Raw genomic sequence first — 17573 nt, forward strand, 5'->3', positions numbered from 1 at the left:
GGCCCGGCATAACTACCGGGCTTTTAGCTTGATGCACTCAGCCCACTATCTACTCAACTCAAGCCGCCCAAACAGATATATTTCAATTCAGTAAAATCATCCAAACCATAACTGGAACCTTCGCGGCCTAAACCTGACTCTTTGACGCCACCAAAAGGCGCGGCTGCATTGGAAATTAAACCTTCGTTCACACCTATCATGCCGTATTCAAGGGCTTTGGCGACACGGAAAATCCGGCCTATATCACGGCAGTAAAAGTAGCTGGCAAGGCCTGTGGGCGTATTGTTGGAGAGCTCTATTGCTTCTTGCTCAGTATCAAAAACGCTGATACAAAGCACAGGGCCAAAAATTTCGGTTTGGCTGATTTGCATACCGGGAGTGACGTCTGTGACTATAGTGGGCTGGAAAAACAACGGCCCTAAGTCGGCATCAATAGCGCCGCCTAACAGCAGTTCTGCGCCCTGATCCAGCGCCTGATCCAACAAGCGGGTTATTTTATCCACAGCGGCCTGATTAATCAGTGGCCCTATCTGGCAACCTGCTTCCAAACCAGAGGCCAGTTTTAGCGGCGCTGTGGCTTTAATCAGCAAAGCTAAAAAGGCATCGTAGACAGGGCGCTGTACAAAAACACGATTGACACAAACACAGGTTTGACCGGCATTCCTAAATTTAGCGGCCAGTAAACCCTGCACTGCTGCTGGTAAATCTGCGTCGTCAAATACAATAAAAGGCGCATTGCCCCCCAGCTCCATCGAGACTTTTTTTACGGTAGAAGCGCACTGCGCCAGTAAGGTTTTGCCGACAGGGGTTGAGCCGGTAAAACTGAATTTAGCCACACGGCTGTCTTTGGTCAGCACCTGACCTATAGCTTTGGCATCTGTGCCTGTGACTACATTAAAAACTCCAGCCGGAATACCGGCACGGCTGGCAAGTTCAGCTAAAGCCAAAGCCGATAAAGGTGTGAGCTCAGCGGGTTTTACCACAAAAGTACAACCTGCAGCTAAAGCCGCTGCGGCTTTGCGTAAAATCATCGCGTTCGGGAAATTCCATGGCGTAATAGCAGCTACTACGCCTATGGCTTGTTTTAGCACCAGAATGTGCTGGCTGGTTTTAGCCGCCGGAATAATATCGCCATTCATGCGTTTGGCTTCTTCAGCAAACCAGCTGACAAAAGAGGCGCCATAGCCAATTTCGCCCGCGGCTTCCTCTAAGGGTTTGCCTTGCTCCAAAGTTAAAATACAGGCTAAGTCTTGCTGGTGATCCAACATCAATTGATACCAGCGCATAAGCTTGGCAGAACGTTCTGCTGCCGTAAGACCAGACCAGGCAGGAAAAGCCGCAGCGGCCGCTGTGACTGCTTGTTCTGCTTCTGTAGCTCCTGCTTCAGCCACTAACGCCAGCAAAGCGCCATCCGCTGGATTATGCACCGCAAAATGACCACTGCGGCCGCTGTGGAATTGTCCGGCTATATAACTGCTGTGATGCACCAGACTGCTGTCTTTGAGTTGCGAAAAAACGCTATTTGTTTGATTTGTCATGGGCTTAGCTCTGGAGTTTTCAGGCACAGCCAGTGTAGCCTCAAAGTACTGCAAATGCGAAGCAAAGCAGAGGGCGCTGAGGGTACAGCGCTCTGTTGGATTAAAGCGATAAAAGTAAGCTCATTTTTATGGCTTTACTCTAATGGCAACTCCATAGGTTTGGGGCTATGACTAAGCAGTTCTGCCCCTTCAGCAGTAATGAGTATATCGTCTTCCAGCCGCACCCCCCCAAAGCCTGGCCAATACAAACCAGGTTCAATAGTCACCACCATTCCGGGCATCAGTATCTGCTGGCAACCATAACGCATCAGAGGCTGTTCATGCAGCGCCAGCCCAATACTGTGGCCTAAGCCTTCGCCTGCATAAGCAAAAAAGGCGGAGTCAGCTAAGATTTTCTGCGCTACCTCTGTCAGTTGATCGGCCCGGATCCCGGCTTTGGCAGCAGCTAAAGCCGCTTGTTGCGCCCGCTCTACCGTCTGATAAAAGTCTTGTTGTTGTGGGCTGGCTTTGCCCAGCACATAGCTGCGGGTCATATCTGATTTATAACCCTGAACCTGAGCACCAAAGTCGATCAGGATCCAGTCCCCCTGCTGAAACCGCCGCTCTGAAGGTTTGCCATGAGGCAGGGCAGTGCGTGGTCCTGACAACAATATAGTGGGGAAGGCCAGAGCTTCTGCACCTAAAGCCAGTAGGTGTTGTTCAAGCCAGTGTGCGGCCTGTTGTTCAGACACACCGGGTTTGAGTTGAGGCAATAACCAGCTCAGAGCCTGATCGGCAATGGCTGCGGCCTGACGGATAGCCGCCAGCTCTTGGGGATCTTTGATGGCCCTGAGTTGTTCTGTGATTTGCCTGGAATCGGCCAGAGTACAAGACAACTCCTGTTGCAACTGCTGATACAAGGCAACTGGTACCTGATCGTAATCCAGTTGGAGCTGAGCAGGTTGGCTGGTCAGCAGTGCGCTGATGGCCTGACCCAAACTCTGGCGGGCACGGTCACGGCAGTAACACTGAAAAGCAGTGGCCTGAGTTTGAGCTTGTTCAATATAACGATAGTCGGTGATCAGGATCGCCTGCTCTGCGGTGATTAATAACTGTCCGGCAGAGCCGGTAAAACCAGATAAATAGCGCACATTCAGTGGTTCAGTCACCAACACAGCATCGGCCTGTTGATTTTTCATTTGCTGGCGAAATAGTTCTAAACGCATGGAATACCTCTTTTTTGTATACAATATCCCAATGCTTGTGGGGCTGCAACTAAAGTCTATGGTCGACAGAGGATCGGCATTTGATATACTGCATACTATGTACAGTAAACAAGAACAACGTCATGGTCATTGAATACAAAACCCGAACTCAGGTTGTGGTGGAAGCTATCAGGGAAAAAATCCTGAAAGGGGAAATTAAAGCAGGTGAACCTTTACGTCAGGCTGCGTTGGCGGACGAGCTGAAAGTAAGCCGGATCCCTATACGTGAAGCCTTGTTGCAACTTGAAGCTGAAGGATTAGTTGAGTTTGAAGCTCATAAAGGCGCCACAGCCACAAAATTATCCGCAGAACAGGTGACAGAGCTGTTTGAGTTAAGAGCTTTACTGGAGACTGAGTTATTACGGCTGGCGATCCCTAAACTGACAGATGCTGAACTGGATCAAACCGAACTTATTTTGCAGCAGATGAATGACGCTTATCAGCAATCTGCCACCTCAGGAACCTGGAGTGAACTGAACAGCCGTTTTCATCTGAGTTTATACAGAGCGGCCAACCGGCCTTTGACCTTTGAAATGGTGCAAAACCTGAACAGTAACTCAGACCGATATATCAGGGTACACCTGATGCTGGCTGGTGGAGTAACCAAAGCCGGGCCTGAGCATGTACAGTTGCTGGACTTGTGCCGTCAGCGCAAGGTGGAGCAAGCTTGTGTGGTGCTAAAGCAGCATATTCTTGGCGCTGCCCATGAAATTAACCAACTGGTGCAAAAGCTGGATGCCGACGCGGGTCAATAACTCAGTGAATGCAGGGCCCTAAGCACGGCCCTGCAGTTTTATATGTTCGACCTTATTCCACCATCAGTACTTTCAGTTCTACATTGTTAAAACCTTGCACTGTATTCACCATAATGTGGTAATAGCTGCCTGGTACAACAGAACTCATTGTTATTTTCTGGCTGGTGCCTCTGCTGATACTGGAAGCCGCATCATAGTTATTTGGTGCTGGCCAGCCAACACGTTTCACATACAACTGTGCATCACCAGTACCGCCGCTCAGGGTAAAATATAAAGCTTTGGCATGAGCCGGAACCCAGACCCACTGATAAACAGCAGAAGTACTGCTCAGGCCTGACCATTGCTGTAACTGTGACAAGGTTCCTTCTTTCCAACTGGCGGTCAGACTGGCTGCGTTAAAGTCACGATACCCATGCACCATGACAAAATAGTCGCCTGTTGGCTGCAATACGTCCACTTTTTCTCTGTTGCCAATGGCGTAAGGACGATAATCCCATTCGCTGAGGCTGGCTTGTTGCTGGCTGCGCACATACAAGTCCAAATCACCAGTTCCACCTGAGCTGACGATACTCAAATCATAAGCATTGGCAGGCAATTCAATCTTGAGGTGTTGTTCGCTGTCCTTAAGGCCTGAAATAGCCACAGGCTGACCATTCAGCAAAAGCGGTATGGCAGGTTCTGTCTGGCTGCAGTCTTCAGACGTCAGCAGGCAGTCCAGCCATTGATCAAATTCCTGATCAAAGTTGCTGCCCCATGCGGCCAGAATAGCGCTGTACGGGGTATAAGGTGGCAGCTCTGGTACATTAGGATCTTGCATTTGACCGCAGGTCCATACCCAATTGCCTTCGGAGTTAGCACTGTCGTCATATAACCAGCTCCACTGGTTGGTTATGGCTTCAGATTTGCTGCGCCAGCCCCAGTCAAAGCTGCATGGCAGGTCTGAAATATAATATTTGGCAGCGCGCATGCTTGGCAGCAACTGGTTATCTATTAAATCTCTGTGGCGTTCAAACATAAAACGAGTCGCCAGATAACCCCAATAATAAGTACGTTCGGTATTACTATTGGCATAGGTGGTCTGGAATAATTGACTTAAGCTGTAGGTTTTATTGGCAATGATATCGACGACTTTTGGATTGTCATCGCCTATCGACAGATATTCCGCCAGTCCTTCACCCCACCAGACTAAATTAGCTGGTTGATCGCTAAAACTGCCCCACTGGTTAAAGCGGCCATCCAGATAATGGATATATTCGTGGTTTAAATTCCAGACGACAAACTCAGGTTGCAACCAGGTGGCCTGATAAGCAATAAAACGCGCCTGATTTGCCGGATCTGAAGGTGTGCCTTCAAGGTACATGCCGCCGTTGTTGGTATCTATACCAAAAAAACTGCCGGCATAATTCTGATATTCAGCAGAGGAGTTAAAAATCACAATCTCCAGCGCAGAATTTTGATCATTGCTGACCGGGCTGTTGGCATTAGTGCCAAACTCGAGGTGAAACTGCTGCTCCTGACCATGCAATTGCTGACAGATTTGTTGCAAATTGCCAGTGCTGACAGGGGGCTGAAAACGTACTTCTAAGGAGTCACTGCAAATATGTTGTCCGGATAATACTGTGGCTTCCAAATCAAAGGCACAAGCCTCGCCATAGGAAGCACAGTTCGCCTGATCATAAATACTGACCATACGCTGGGCGTTTACCCAGCCTTTTGAACCTGTGCCCCCAAAGCTATAGCTGGATAAAATGCTTTGCATGGCCGGACGAACTGAGTCGGCAACAGCGCCACCGAACTTTAAAAAACGGCCCAGTTCTGTCACCGCATCGGCCCATTGGTATTCACGGGTATGGCCAACCAGCCAAAGCCCGTCACTTAAGACAAAATCACGCAGATTGGTGATAATATCCGGTTGTGTAGTGACCAGTTGTTGTAATGCAGTTGCATTGCTATTGCTGGCATTAAAATAATGGGTCAGCAACTGGGTCATGCCATTTTCTTCATAGCCAACCCCCCAGTTATTCTGCCGATTGACCGTACTGGCATAACCCTTAATCGCCTGGCTGAAACGGCGCAGGTATCGCAGGTTGTTGGTGCCTGAACTGTTGACCAGTACCAGCATCTCGTAACGCAACATAAAGTTGCGTGACGAAGCGCCGTCAAATCGAACGAAATGCTCACCGGCAAAATACTGATCAAAGACCTGCTGTAGTTGTTGCAGATAGTTGCTTTGATATTCGCGGCCTGAAGCTGATCCCACCCAATGAGCGGCACGCAGGTAAGTCACCAGCTTTTCCAGTTCGGCCGCACCAGTAGCATCAGAGCCATCAAACTGCGCCATCCTGTTGTGGATGGCTTGCACAATAGTCAGCAGTTTGCTGTCGGTGAAATAGTCGCTATTGAGAAAGTTAGCGTTGTATAAGCCATATAAGCAACTGGTCAGATTGGCACTCTCTATGGCCTGGATCAGAGCCTGGTCCTGCAGTGGCAGCAATTGAGCCGGGCTGGTACAGCTGCTGCTTTGCAGTGCGGTTTTTTGTACCTGCACTTTGGCACTGACGCTTGGTGTTTTTTTCAGGTTTTGTTGCTGTTGTTCAAACTGATAAGGCGACACTTTGCGGGGAGGCAAAGGCGCCTGAAGTTCAGGAATGCCATGCTCCAGCTCAGAGCTCTGTCGCTCCGGACTGGATTGGTGGTGCTGATGTGCTGCGGCACTGAATGGGCTTAGCGCCCACACAGCGGTTGAACCCACGAGCAGGCTCAGCAATAGACTGGATTTTTTCATGTTGTTAGATCCTGTGATTTTATTTTGATTAAAATTTGCCCAGAGGCCAACTTAAAATAGCATATGATATTCTGTATACAATATTTAATTAATAAATATATAACTTATTTGGCGTTGTAATGTCACAAGTGTCAGATGGTGGGCTTGAACTGCGGCGGTTGACGCTGGATGCAAAGGGGCAACTGGACGGAAAAAATACCGATAGCAAACTGTGAATCTGTAGTTGTACTGACACCGGGGCTGCCACTAAAAAAACAGCTCCGGTGCAGAAGCCGTCAGGTGCCGGGTTCAGCTTTTGCCTGACTATTCAGCTCTCCTTGTTGGATCCACAGCAGCAGGCGGCCGGACAGCAGCCATAACACCAGAGCTGAAACTGCTGCTGTAATGGCAAAACCGGCAAAGATAGCCATGGCATTTTGTTGCATCTGTTCGGCCGAATTCTGCTGGGTGCCGATCAGAGCACCACACCAGCCTGCCACTTTATTGGCCATGGCAATAAACAGATACCAGATCCCCATCACCAGTGAAGCCATCCGCAGTGGTGCCAGCCGGCTGACCATAGATAAACCCACAGGAGAAATACAGAGCTCGCCGAGGGTGTGACATAAATAAGCCAGTACCAGCCACCATAAACTGGCTTTGCCGACGCTCTGATACTGCAAACCTGCCAGCACCAGGCACACAAAACCAGCACTGAGAAAAAGTAAACCCAGCACGAATTTTTGCTGGGCACTGGGGCCCCGATCACCGGCTTTTAACCAAATTCCTGCCAGTATTGGCGCAAAAACCAGAATAAAAAATGGGTTCAGCGATTGAAAATAAGTGGGGTTCAGTTCCATGCCCCAGAGTTCTCTGTCGACAAAACGGTCGGCATAAATGGTCATTAAGCCTCCGGCCTGTTCAAAACCAGCCCAAAAAATGACGGTAAACAAACCCAGCAGCAATAAAGATTTTAATCTGCTTTGTTCTTCAGCCGTCAGTGGCAAAACAGGCGAGGCTGAAATCTGCAGATTGCGTTTGAGCCCAATCTCACCTAACCAGCCCGGCGCCAGCAAAAAATGCAGGACAAAAGCCAGCAGCATGCCTATGCCCGCCAGCAAAAAACCAGCCTGATAATTTCGATATGCCTGTCCGTCCACCTGATAAGCAAACTGCTCAATGGTCAAACCTACGGCTATACCCGCCAGAAACATGCCTGAATTAATACCCAGATAAAAAATGGTGTAGGCACTGTCTCTGCGTGGATCTTTGTCGTGATACAGGTCGCCCACCATAGTGGAAATATTGGGCTTAAATAAACCGTTGCCTGCCACCAGTGCAGTTAATCCCAGGTAAAACAACAGGTCGGGCTGGCTGAACCACTGCGGAGGTACGGCCAGCATAAACTGACCACAAGCCATCAACAGAGAACCCGCCAGCACGGCCTGCCGTTGCCCGAGGTAACGATCCGCCAGATAACCACCGAGCACCGGAGTTAAATACACACACATGGTAAAGCTGCCATAAAGTTGCAAGGCACGGGCTGTGTCCCAGCCCAGTCCGCCGCCATGGCTGCTGACCTGATCTGTTAAATACAGCACCAGCAAAGCCCGCATGGCGTAATAAGAGAAACGTTCCCACATTTCTGTACCAAACAATAAAAATAAGCCCCTGGGATGGCCCAGGTACTGTGGGGGTGAACTGGAGTTCATAGGGGAGCCTTTTGTGGTTCATCCTGCTTCAGCCGATGAAAATGTTCAGCGCTGACCGGTAAATGAGCGGGCTGCAAATAACTGCGATACAGGTATTTTCCGAGGTAGAGGGCTGCTGTGGCTTCTGTTTTTGGTTGGGAGACCTGCTGTTGTAAAAACTGCTGAAACTGCAACTCTGAGCTGGAAGCCAGTTGTTGCAACAGTCCCTGGTAACCGGCAAAAAAGTCCTGACTCAAATGCCGTTTTAACCGTCTGAGCTGTTGTGGCTGCTGTTGCTGAAGAAACAACCAGGCCCAGTAAGACCAGCGGTAAGTCAGATCCAGACCATCCGTATAGCGGGTTGCAAAAATTTGTTCTAACGAAGGGCGTTCTTCTGCTTTGGTTTTTGCCAGCAGTTCTCTGGCTTTGTCATTGTGCTGGCCTTTGGCTATCAGTTCTGCCAGGCCTTCGCTCCACCAGACCATTTGTGCCGGGAAATGCTCAAAAGGGCCATAACTTACAAAACGGCCATCCAGATAATGGATGTATTCATGCTCTAAGTTCCAGACCGCAAAGTCTTGTTGCCAGAAATGCTGGAAGCTAAAAAAGCGGGCCTGATTGTCTGGATCCGAAGGGGTACCTTCAATATACATACCGCCATTGTTGGTATGAATATTAAACAGCAGGGAGCCATACAGGTTGTAGTCGCTGTAATGGTCAAAAATTACCACTTCCAGTTGCTGATTCAGATCATTGGCGACAGGCTGTTGTTGGGTATCGAGCAATGAATGAAACTTATGCTCCAGCCCTTGCAGTTGCTCACAGCTCTGTTTGAGCTGAGATTCTGTGATGTTGTTAGCCCGGATTTTCAAACGCTCAGAGCAGTGATAATTCAGCGGCAAAGCTTGTGTCAGGTCCGGATAAAGGCAGTGGCCGACAAACTCCTGTTCGCAGTTGTCTCTGACTCTGAAAGAGTTCACCAGATAGAGCTGGCTAAAGAGTTGTTTCTGCTCTGTCGGACTCAGATGTTTGTGGTGTTGCAATACAGCCAGAACCTGCTGATCCAACTGCTTTTGTTCTGCCTCACCCATTAGTGGATGCAGATAGGCCATAGTCCACAGCAGGTGCTGTAATTGCCAGCTCTGGCTTAGCGGCGCTAATTGTAGCAAGAGGCTGGCGGGCTTTAGTTGCAACAAAGCCTGGGCTAAGTCCGGATCTGAACGGCCATAATAGAGGCCAAATGCCAGGCTACGGATCAGCTCCCACCAGCTGTAATGCTGCTGCAGTTCGTCGGATAAGATCAGCTCCTGCTGCAATAGCGGCAGCAGAGGTTTTAGTTGTTCAGGCCAAAGCGGCTTGAGTTCAGTGTCAGGGTAAAAACGGTACAGCAGCACTGCATAGTGTTCCTGCAAGCGCCAGCCAGGCAGCTTGCTTTGGCTGAACTCTGGCTGTTGACTGAGTTGTTGCAGCAGTTGGTGCAGCAATTTTAGTTCAGTTGCAGGCATCTCTGTCACTGGGTGCTGGTAAGACAAATGCCGTAGCAGTTGTAAAGCCGGAGTTACCCCGGTTTCAGACAGAGGGTTTTGCTGCAGACTGTGTTGCAATTGCTGCAGCGCAGGATAAAACGCTGAATGGTTTTGCGCCTGAACTAAATTTGGCCAGGCTGACCAGCAGCACAGCAGAAAGAAAACAAAAGTGTGAAGTTTCATTTTTGGATTCATCATTAAAAAGGCCTTTGCCACAGCAAAGGCCTGAGCCGGATCAGAATTGGTAACGCACCACAAAAGACACAAGACGGTTGCTTTGCAAAGCCGTTGGGCTATTCCAGTCCGGGTTAGCGGCAAAGCTGCCATCGGTTCTGGTGATTTGTGCCACTTCGTTGACATTCATAGGGGTGTCGAAGTTAAACAGGTTATAGACAGTGGTTTTTAATGTCAGATCGCCATCAGCCAGTTGAGTGTGATACGTCAGCGACAGATCAAACTCATACAGCCATTTCAGGCTGCCTGCCGAGCCTCGTGGGGCTGGTGTTCCATCCCAGTCGTAGAATGAGGCTTCGTTATACCATTGGCTGGCACACCACTGCGCCCATAAACTGGGTTCCTGACAGGTGTCCACTCCTGAAGGGTGGATACTGAATTTATTCAGCGGCGAGCCTGATGTGGCTCTGGCAACAAAACCCAGATCCCATTGTTCGGCTAACTGGTAAATACCACTGAGTTTCAGCGCATGGCGATGATCGTTAGGTAAATTGCCTCTGCCATGGTCCATTAAATCGGCATAGTCATAGGAGGTGGTCCAGCCCGGATCGGCCTGACCGTTGTCTGTACGCACCAAACCTTCTGTCATGCCCCAGCTGTGTGACAAGACGTAAGATGCCCAGAGTTGCAGATTGTCTGTGGGTTTACCTTCCAGGTTAAACTCCCAGGCCAGGTATTTACGTTCAGGTTTAGGTAAACGTAAATCCTCTGCCGACAGCTGTACTTTTTCTTTTATTCCGTCTAAATCAAAATCATAAAAGAATGTGACATCTTTACCCGGGTTTAACAGGGTATAGAAGTAATATTCATTGGCGTTGTTTTCTATATTGTTTTGTTCCAGCCATTTCGCAACGACAGGCCCGAGATCGGAGTCTTCAATAGATTGTTTCAGTTCGCGGTAGACAAAACGCACCCCTCCTTTGAGATTGTCATCCAGTTGTCGCTCATAACCTAAGGTGAATTCGTCAGAGTACATAGGGCCCAGATCATCAGCTGCTATACGATCCACATCCACAGCACCACTCTGGACCACATTGGTTGCCACTAAATTACCGTGGCTTGGTGAACCATCCGCATTCAGTACCAAAGTCCCATCCGGGTTCAGCTGATCAGGCAAATAATAAAAATGCACATCTTTTTGCCCGCTGGCCTGTTTGATATTCATGTTGGCTGAAATAGGCTGGTAGTAGCGACCAAAAGTGGTGAAAATTTTACTGTTACCGTCTGCTGATGGATCCCAGATCAATTGCAGACGTGGCGCAATTTGTTGTTCTAAATCCAGATAAGCTTCACCTGTACTGGCGGTATTTTCGAAGCTGCTGTAACGAAGCCCGGCATTGAGCACCAGCGAATCATTGATCTGCCAGCTGTCCTGCAGATAAAAAGCCAAAGAATTAACTTCGGTTTTACCTCCTACATCACGTTGACGCTGCCGCACATAAGTACCGGCTGGCAGGTCTATCCGTGGAATGGCGGTGTAAGTACGGTATTCCCACCAGCCGCGCGCATCGCCGACACCATTCTGGAATTCCAGATAATCCACATCTAACTGCTCGGCATCCACACCAAACTGCAAAGTATGGTTATCCAGTGTATAGGTCAGATCCAGTCTGAACTGATCGCGTTGATAGGCTTCGCTGACCAGATTGTTGGTGGTCCAGTCGCCATAACGCTGACCATTCAGGTTGACATAATCCCAGATGCCGGGAAAAGTATTGGTGGGTTTGGTGTGGGTAGTGTCTTCAACCCGGCCTAGCGTAGCTGAGACGGACAGCTCATCTGTGATAAAGCCCTGATAACGGGCCGAATACATTTTGCCACCTGCGCCGCTTTGGGTCAGGCCTGTATTTTCACCACGACCATCAGCAGTGGTCCATTTGTAATTCTGATAACTGTTATCCACAGTATTGTCGAGTGCTGTGACCGTCAGCACATGATCATCGGTAATATACCAGTCCATATTCAGGAACCAGCGGTCTTCATCTTTACTGTGATTGGTGAATGCAGTGGCTGCAGAGTTGGCGTATTCCGACTGATAGCGACGTGGGTTGAGCAGGGCATAAAAAAACAATTTGTCCTGGATCAAAGGGCCGCTGGCCCAGATGTTGGCTTCGTGAAAACTGTTTTCGTACTCTTCATTGTTAATAGCAAAGCTGCCATTTTCTTTGTACACCGAGTCATGGGCAGAAAACAACGCAGCAGGGTCGTATCTTAATTCAGCGCCAAACTCAAAATCGTTACCACCAGAGCGGGCTATTGCATTGACCACACCACCGATAAAACGATCGTATTCAGCGGAAATGCCACCTGTTTTAACCTGAGTCTGAGCTATAGCTTCCCATGGCAGATCCACTGCACCTATACCTGTACGCAGTGCACTGATATTCATGCCATTGAGGAAGTAACCATTTTCAGCTGAGGAAGCGCCACCAAAGCTGGAAGCCTTAAACTCAGAGCTGCGGGAAACACCTGGTGTCAGCAAGGCTATGTTTTCAAAGCCGGTATTGACGGGCATTTTGTCCAAAGTGACCTGATCAAAGGTTAAACCTGCAGTAGAGTCTGAGGTGTCTATTTGGCGGATCATGCTGCCCTGAACTGCAATACGTTCTATGTTTTCTGCGCCTCCCAGCACAGGGTTAAAAATGACGGTTTGGCCCAGTTTGATCTGAATACTGTAGTTATCCAGCACTGTCTGGTTATTTTGCTGAACTTTGAGCTGATATTCACCTACAGGTAAGGCTCGCAGTATGTATTCGCCTTGTGCGTTACTTTGCACTGTGCGGCTGAAGCCCTGACTTTTGTGCGTCAGGGTGATACTGGTTTGCCCTGAGGTTTGATTGACAACCCCTTTGAGCATGCCCGTTGTATTGTCCTGAGCCTGCACTGATAGGGTGCCCAGACTCAGCAGCAATGAGGCGGCCAGCAATGAAAGTTTAAATAAGTTACCCCTGTTGAGCTTGTTCATAAATCCTCTTTTTGTATTATGGATATTGTATATTTTATGTTTTTGCACGGATGCAAAAATTCAGCAGCTGTCAGGCAACTGCTGAAAAAACTAGAACCTGTTGATCCGGTACGGCGTCAGTGAAATCGCAGGTTGTAAAGCACGAAACAGACTGGTCAGCAGCTCGGCCGAAAATGCAGCCTGGGTTAAGCCCAGATGCTGATGACCAAAGTTATAAAACACCCCTTTATGCACAGGGCAGGGGCCGAGCACAGGTAAAGAGTCGGGTAAGGAAGGCCGGTTGCCAGCCCAGGGCCGGGCTGTGTCACTGGCTTGTAAAGGCTGGTGCAGCAGAGCTTCGGCATGCTGTTTTAATATCAGGGCTCTGCGGTAGTCTGGATCCGAGTTCAGCCCGGCAAATTCGACAGTTCCGGCCAGCCGCAGCCCCTGATGCATAGGGGTCATAATAAACTTGCGTTCCAGTGAGCTGACCGGACGTTTCAGTGCTATGGGTTGTACCATCAAATGGTAACCCCGCTCTGCAGTCAGTGGCACAGTCCAGCCCAGCTGTTTGGTGAATTGACCTGAATGGGCGCCAGCCGCTATCACCAGTTGCTTGCTGACAATCTGCTGTTGTCCGGCCTGGATCTGGATCCCTTGTGGTCTGACACTGATGTGCTGCACTGCGCTTTGTTGCCATTGGCCTCCCAATTGGCAAAATTTATCAAACAACAGCTGACACAGCAGGTAAGGATCCGGGCTGTGCGCCACTTCGGTAAAATCCAGTGCTGCTGTTAAGGAGCCGCTGAGTTCAGGTTCAAGTTGCTGCAAAGCTGCTTTGTCCCGCCAGCTGACATCTATACCTGCCTGACGGAAACTCTGGTAACAAGATTGCAGCTCTTTGCTGTTGTGTTGTTCTGTGACCAGTAAAGCGCCCTGGTACTGGATTTGATCGGAAAGCTGGCACAGCTCCAGCAGTGTTTGCCAGCTGCGTATGCTTTGGTGATTGAGCTGACTTAATGCCTGTTGATGGGCAAGGCGTTTGCTTTTGCTCATATTGGCGAGAAAGCGGCCAAACCAGGGTAAAGATTGCAGCAAATAATTTGCCCTGAGTTTGAGTGGGCCAACAGGGTCTACTAACATGCCGGGCAGTTGCTTCAGCAAAGATGGCTGGGCCAATGGAAATACCTGTTCAGTAGCAAAATGCCCCGCATTGCCCCTGGAGCAGCCAGAACCAGGCCCGGCCTGATCCAGTAATAAGGTCTGAAAACCAGCCTGCTGTAAAAACACAGCTGTGGTTAAACCTATAACTCCTGCCCCTATGATCGTGACTTGTTGCATCAATGGATCCTAAAAATACTTGATATTGTAGATTGTATACAATATTCTTTTGTCGATCGCAACCAAAGAGGAAAAAAATATGCACCACAAATGGCAAGGGGTTTACCCGGCAATCTCGACTCAGTTTTATGAAGATGGATCTATTAACTATCAGGCCAACAGAAGAATGCTGGAGCAACTGATTGAGGATGGGATCAACGGCATTATCGTTTTGGGTACTGTGGGGGAAAATGCGTCTTTAACTTCAGCAGAAAAACGGGAATTTCTGCAGCATACAGTACGCACTGTTAATGGCCGCATTCCGGTGATTGCTGGTTGCACTGAACATAGTGCAGGCGAGGCCATTGATTATGTCAAAGCCGCCGAACAAATTGGTGTGGATGGCATTATGTTATTGCCAGCAGTGGTATACCGCGGCACGGACAGGGAAGTGCTGACGCATTATCAACTGGTGGCCAGAGCCACTAAATTGCCCATTATGGTGTACAACAATCCGGTCAGTTATGGCGTGGATATTCATCTGGATATGATGGCGATATTGGCGGAAGAGCCCAATATTGTGGCTATTAAAGAATCTACCACTGACACCCGCCGTATCAGTGAGTTGTATCAGAGATTCGGCCAGCGTTTTGTCATTTTCTGCGGCGTGGATGATATAGCGCTGGAGTCTGTGCTGCTTGGTGCTACAGGCTGGATCTCTGGTTTAACCAATGTGTTTCCCCGTGAGTCTGTCACCTTATTTCGCTTAGCTCAGCAAGGCCGGCTGGCCGAAGCCAGGGAGTTGTACCGCTGGTTTATGCCTTTGTTGCGTCTGGATACAGTGCCTACTCTGGTGCAATGCATCAAGCTGGCGGAGCAGATAGTAGGGCGGGGTCATGAAAATGTGCGTTTACCCCGTTTAACACTGGCAGGAGAAGAGCGGCGTTATGTAGAACAAGTGGTGGCTACAGCACTGGCCAGCAGACCGGATCTGCAGGCTTTATCCACGACCGCAGCGGAGTAAGCTGATGATACAAGGAACATTTTTTTGCATAGACGCTCATACCTGCGGTAACCCTGTCCGCCTGGTGACCAGCGGCCACCCTGAGTTACGGGGTCGAACCATGAGTGAAAAGCGACTGGATTTTATCGAACGCTTTGACTGGATCCGTCAGGCTCTGATGTTTGAGCCCAGAGGTCATGCCATGATGTCTGGCTCCTTTTTATACCCGGCCTGCTCAGACAATGCCGACGCTTCGGTGTTGTTTATTGAAACCAGCGGCTGCCTGCCAATGTGTGGCCATGGCACCATAGGAACAGTCACAGCTGCTTTGGAGCAGGGTTTGCTGCAGCCCAAAAAGCCCGGAGAGCTGGTGCTGGATGTGCCTGCAGGTCAGGTGCAGATCCATTACCAGCAGCAGGACGGTAAAGTCAGCTCTGTGAAAATCCGCAATGTTCCTTCGTATCTCGCCATTCAGGATGCCAGTGTGCATGTACCTGAGCTGGGCGACATCCGTTTTGATGTGGCTTATGGTGGCAACTTTTACGTCATTATTGAGCCGCAGCCTAATTTCCCCGGCCTGGAACACTGGAGTGCTGCTGAAGTTTTACGGTATAGCCCTTTAGTACGTCAGGCCGTCAATGCGGCTTTTGAGGTGGTGCATCCTTTGGATCCCAGTATCAGAGGCATACGGCATGTGCAATGGACAGGCAAAGCCAGAAATCCGGGCTCTGATGCAGCTAATGCGGTGTTTTACGGCGAAAATGCCATAGACAGATCGCCTTGTGGCACAGGCACCAGTGCCCGTATGGCTCAGCTGTTCAGCAAAGGTTTGTTAAAGCTGGGGGACAGCTTTGTGCATGAAAGTATTATTGGCAGTCAGTTTACCGGCCGTATTGAAGCAGAAACCGAAGTAGCAGGTCATCCTGCCATTATCCCTTCCATTGAAGGCTGGGCCAAAGTTTATGGTTTTAATCAGATCCAGGTGGATAACACAGATCCCTATGCGTATGGCTTTGAGGTGAAATGATGATTAGCGGACAACAGTATATAGCGGGCCACTGGTGTGGTCAGACGGAGGAGGGCATTCAGTCTTTTGATCCGGCCAAATCCAGAGCTTTAGCTTATTCTTTTGCCGAAGCCAGTGCTGAGCAGTTGCACCAGGTGACCAGTGCGGCTGGGATGGCCTTTGAACAATATCGCCAATTGCCAGCACAGCAGAGGGCGGATTTTTTACAACGTATTGCGGCTGAACTCAAAGCCTGTGCGGACGAATTGATCCCGGTGGTCATGGCTGAAACAGCACTGAGCAGAAGCAGGGTGGAAGCTGAGCTGCAACGAAGCTGTTTTCAACTGAGTTTTCTGGCGGCTGAACTGGTGAAGTTAGCGCCCATCAACGATGCCGCTTTGCCTGAACGCCAGCCTGTGGCTAAAGCTGCTTTACAACTCAGGCAGGTTCCGCTTGGGCCTGTGTTGGTGTTTGCTGCCAGTAATTTTCCACTGGCTTTTTCAGTAGCTGGTGGAGACAGTGCTGCGGCTTTGGCGGCAGGTTGTTCTGTGATAGTAAAAGCCCATAGTGCTCATCCCGCCACTTCAGAACTGGTGGCCAGAGCTATAGCCAGAGCTGCGGAGTTTTGTGCTATGCCAGCCGGAGTCTTTAACCTGATCCAGGCACGAAATTACCAGAGTGCAGAGCAGTTACTGCTGGACCCCAAAATTAAAGCTGTGGCTTTTACCGGTTCTCAGCAGGTGGGATTACATTTTGCCCGCCTGTTGCAACAAAGGGCTGAACCTGTGCCCTTTTATGCGGAACTGGGTTCGCTTAATCCTGTGTTTGTATTGCCAGGATATCTGGATCAACAGCCAGAACGGCTGGCTGAGATGCTGGTGCACTCTGTCAGTCAGAGTCAGGGCCAGCTTTGCACCAAACCCGGTCTGGTCTTGTTACCTCAGGGTCCGGCATTGCAGAAGTTTTTACAAAAGCTCAGAGAGCTGGTCAGTGCCCAGCAGGCTGGGCCTTTACTCAGTGCCAAAATTGCAGCGGGTTACAGCAAAACCGCAGAGCAGTTCAGGCAAATGGCCGGGGTTGAGCTGTTGGCAGAAGGAGTTGGAGAGGAACTGGGCTGTGATCGCAGGCTCAGGGTGTTTTTAACGGACAGCCCTGTGGTCGTAAGCCAGCCTTCGCTGATGGAAGAAATTTTTGGTCCGGCCACAGTCCTGGTGGTATGTCAGGATGTCACTCAAATGCAAATGTTGGCGACCTTGTTTGCAGGTCAGTTAACCAGCAGCTTTTTTGCAGAGCCAGATGAGCTTAAACAACATAAGGCGCTGATCCGGCAAATGGAATTAAAGGCTGGCCGTCTTATCGCCAATATGATGCCAACAGGGGTTGAAGTGTCTGCAGCAATGCAGCACGGCGGTCCTTTCCCGGCAGCCACAGACAGCAGAGTCAGTGCCGTAGGCGGTAATTCCCTGCAGCGATTTTTAAGGCCTGTGTGTTATCAGAATATGCCGGATCTGGATTAAACGGCTTCTGTTGGGTGAGCAAAAAAAACTC

Annotated in this window: 11 protein-coding genes; 4 read left to right on the top strand and 7 right to left on the bottom strand. The window is 49.6% G+C overall.

Annotation, left to right across the window (positions count from 1 at the left end; genetic code table 11):
- Positions 1 to 53 precede the first annotated feature (53 nt).
- Positions 54 to 1538, bottom strand: coding sequence for an NAD-dependent succinate-semialdehyde dehydrogenase (locus J2W69_RS05620; protein ID WP_310275443.1), 1485 nt, complete (start codon positions 1536 to 1538; stop codon positions 54 to 56).
- 134 nt (positions 1539 to 1672) lie between these two features.
- Positions 1673 to 2743: a M24 family metallopeptidase gene (locus J2W69_RS05625; protein ID WP_310275445.1), complete on the bottom strand. Its 1071-nt coding sequence runs from the start codon at positions 2741 to 2743 to the stop codon at positions 1673 to 1675.
- 122 nt (positions 2744 to 2865) lie between these two features.
- Here J2W69_RS05625 and J2W69_RS05630 point away from each other — a divergent pair, with 122 nt between their 5' ends.
- Positions 2866 to 3537, top strand: coding sequence for a GntR family transcriptional regulator (locus J2W69_RS05630; protein WP_310275447.1), 672 nt, complete (start codon positions 2866 to 2868; stop codon positions 3535 to 3537).
- Positions 3538 to 3589: 52 nt separating this feature from the next.
- Here J2W69_RS05630 and J2W69_RS05635 read toward each other — a convergent pair whose 3' ends face one another.
- From J2W69_RS05635 to J2W69_RS05655, 5 genes are all read right to left on the bottom strand, one after another.
- On the bottom strand, positions 3590 to 6322 hold the full coding sequence (locus J2W69_RS05635; RefSeq protein ID WP_310275449.1) for a M9 family metallopeptidase: 2733 nt from the start codon (positions 6320 to 6322) through the stop codon (positions 3590 to 3592).
- A gap of 275 nt (positions 6323 to 6597) precedes the next feature.
- Positions 6598 to 8013 carry a peptide MFS transporter gene (locus J2W69_RS05640; protein ID WP_310275451.1) on the bottom strand — a complete coding sequence of 472 codons (1416 nt, stop codon included), beginning with the start codon at positions 8011 to 8013 and terminating at the stop codon, positions 6598 to 6600.
- Positions 8010 to 9701, bottom strand: coding sequence for a collagenase (locus J2W69_RS05645; RefSeq protein WP_310275453.1), 1692 nt, complete (start codon positions 9699 to 9701; stop codon positions 8010 to 8012). The genes J2W69_RS05640 and J2W69_RS05645 overlap by 4 nt, the downstream gene beginning before the upstream one ends.
- Positions 9702 to 9753: 52 nt before the next feature.
- The gene (locus J2W69_RS05650) at positions 9754 to 12717 is read right to left on the bottom strand and encodes a TonB-dependent receptor (RefSeq protein ID WP_310275455.1); all 2964 of its coding nucleotides are present in this window, start codon (positions 12715 to 12717) and stop codon (positions 9754 to 9756) included.
- 90 nt (positions 12718 to 12807) lie between these two features.
- On the bottom strand, positions 12808 to 14037 hold the full coding sequence (locus J2W69_RS05655; RefSeq protein ID WP_310275457.1) for an NAD(P)/FAD-dependent oxidoreductase: 1230 nt from the start codon (positions 14035 to 14037) through the stop codon (positions 12808 to 12810).
- 79 nt (positions 14038 to 14116) lie between these two features.
- Here J2W69_RS05655 and dapA point away from each other — a divergent pair, with 79 nt between their 5' ends.
- From dapA to J2W69_RS05670, 3 genes are read left to right on the top strand one after another with little or no spacing between them, the layout of a single operon-like run.
- Positions 14117 to 15040 carry a 4-hydroxy-tetrahydrodipicolinate synthase gene (gene dapA, locus J2W69_RS05660; protein ID WP_310275459.1) on the top strand — a complete coding sequence of 308 codons (924 nt, stop codon included), beginning with the start codon at positions 14117 to 14119 and terminating at the stop codon, positions 15038 to 15040.
- A 4-nt stretch (positions 15041 to 15044) separates the two neighbouring features.
- The gene (locus tag J2W69_RS05665) at positions 15045 to 16046 is read left to right on the top strand and encodes a 4-hydroxyproline epimerase (RefSeq protein ID WP_310275461.1); all 1002 of its coding nucleotides are present in this window, start codon (positions 15045 to 15047) and stop codon (positions 16044 to 16046) included.
- Positions 16046 to 17542, top strand: coding sequence for an aldehyde dehydrogenase (NADP(+)) (locus J2W69_RS05670; protein ID WP_310275463.1), 1497 nt, complete (start codon positions 16046 to 16048; stop codon positions 17540 to 17542). Before J2W69_RS05665 ends, J2W69_RS05670 begins: the two co-directional genes overlap by 1 nt.
- Positions 17543 to 17573 lie beyond the last annotated feature (31 nt).

This window comes from Rheinheimera soli, assembly GCF_031457405.1.
Taxonomy (GTDB): domain Bacteria; phylum Pseudomonadota; class Gammaproteobacteria; order Enterobacterales; family Alteromonadaceae; genus Pararheinheimera; species Pararheinheimera soli_A.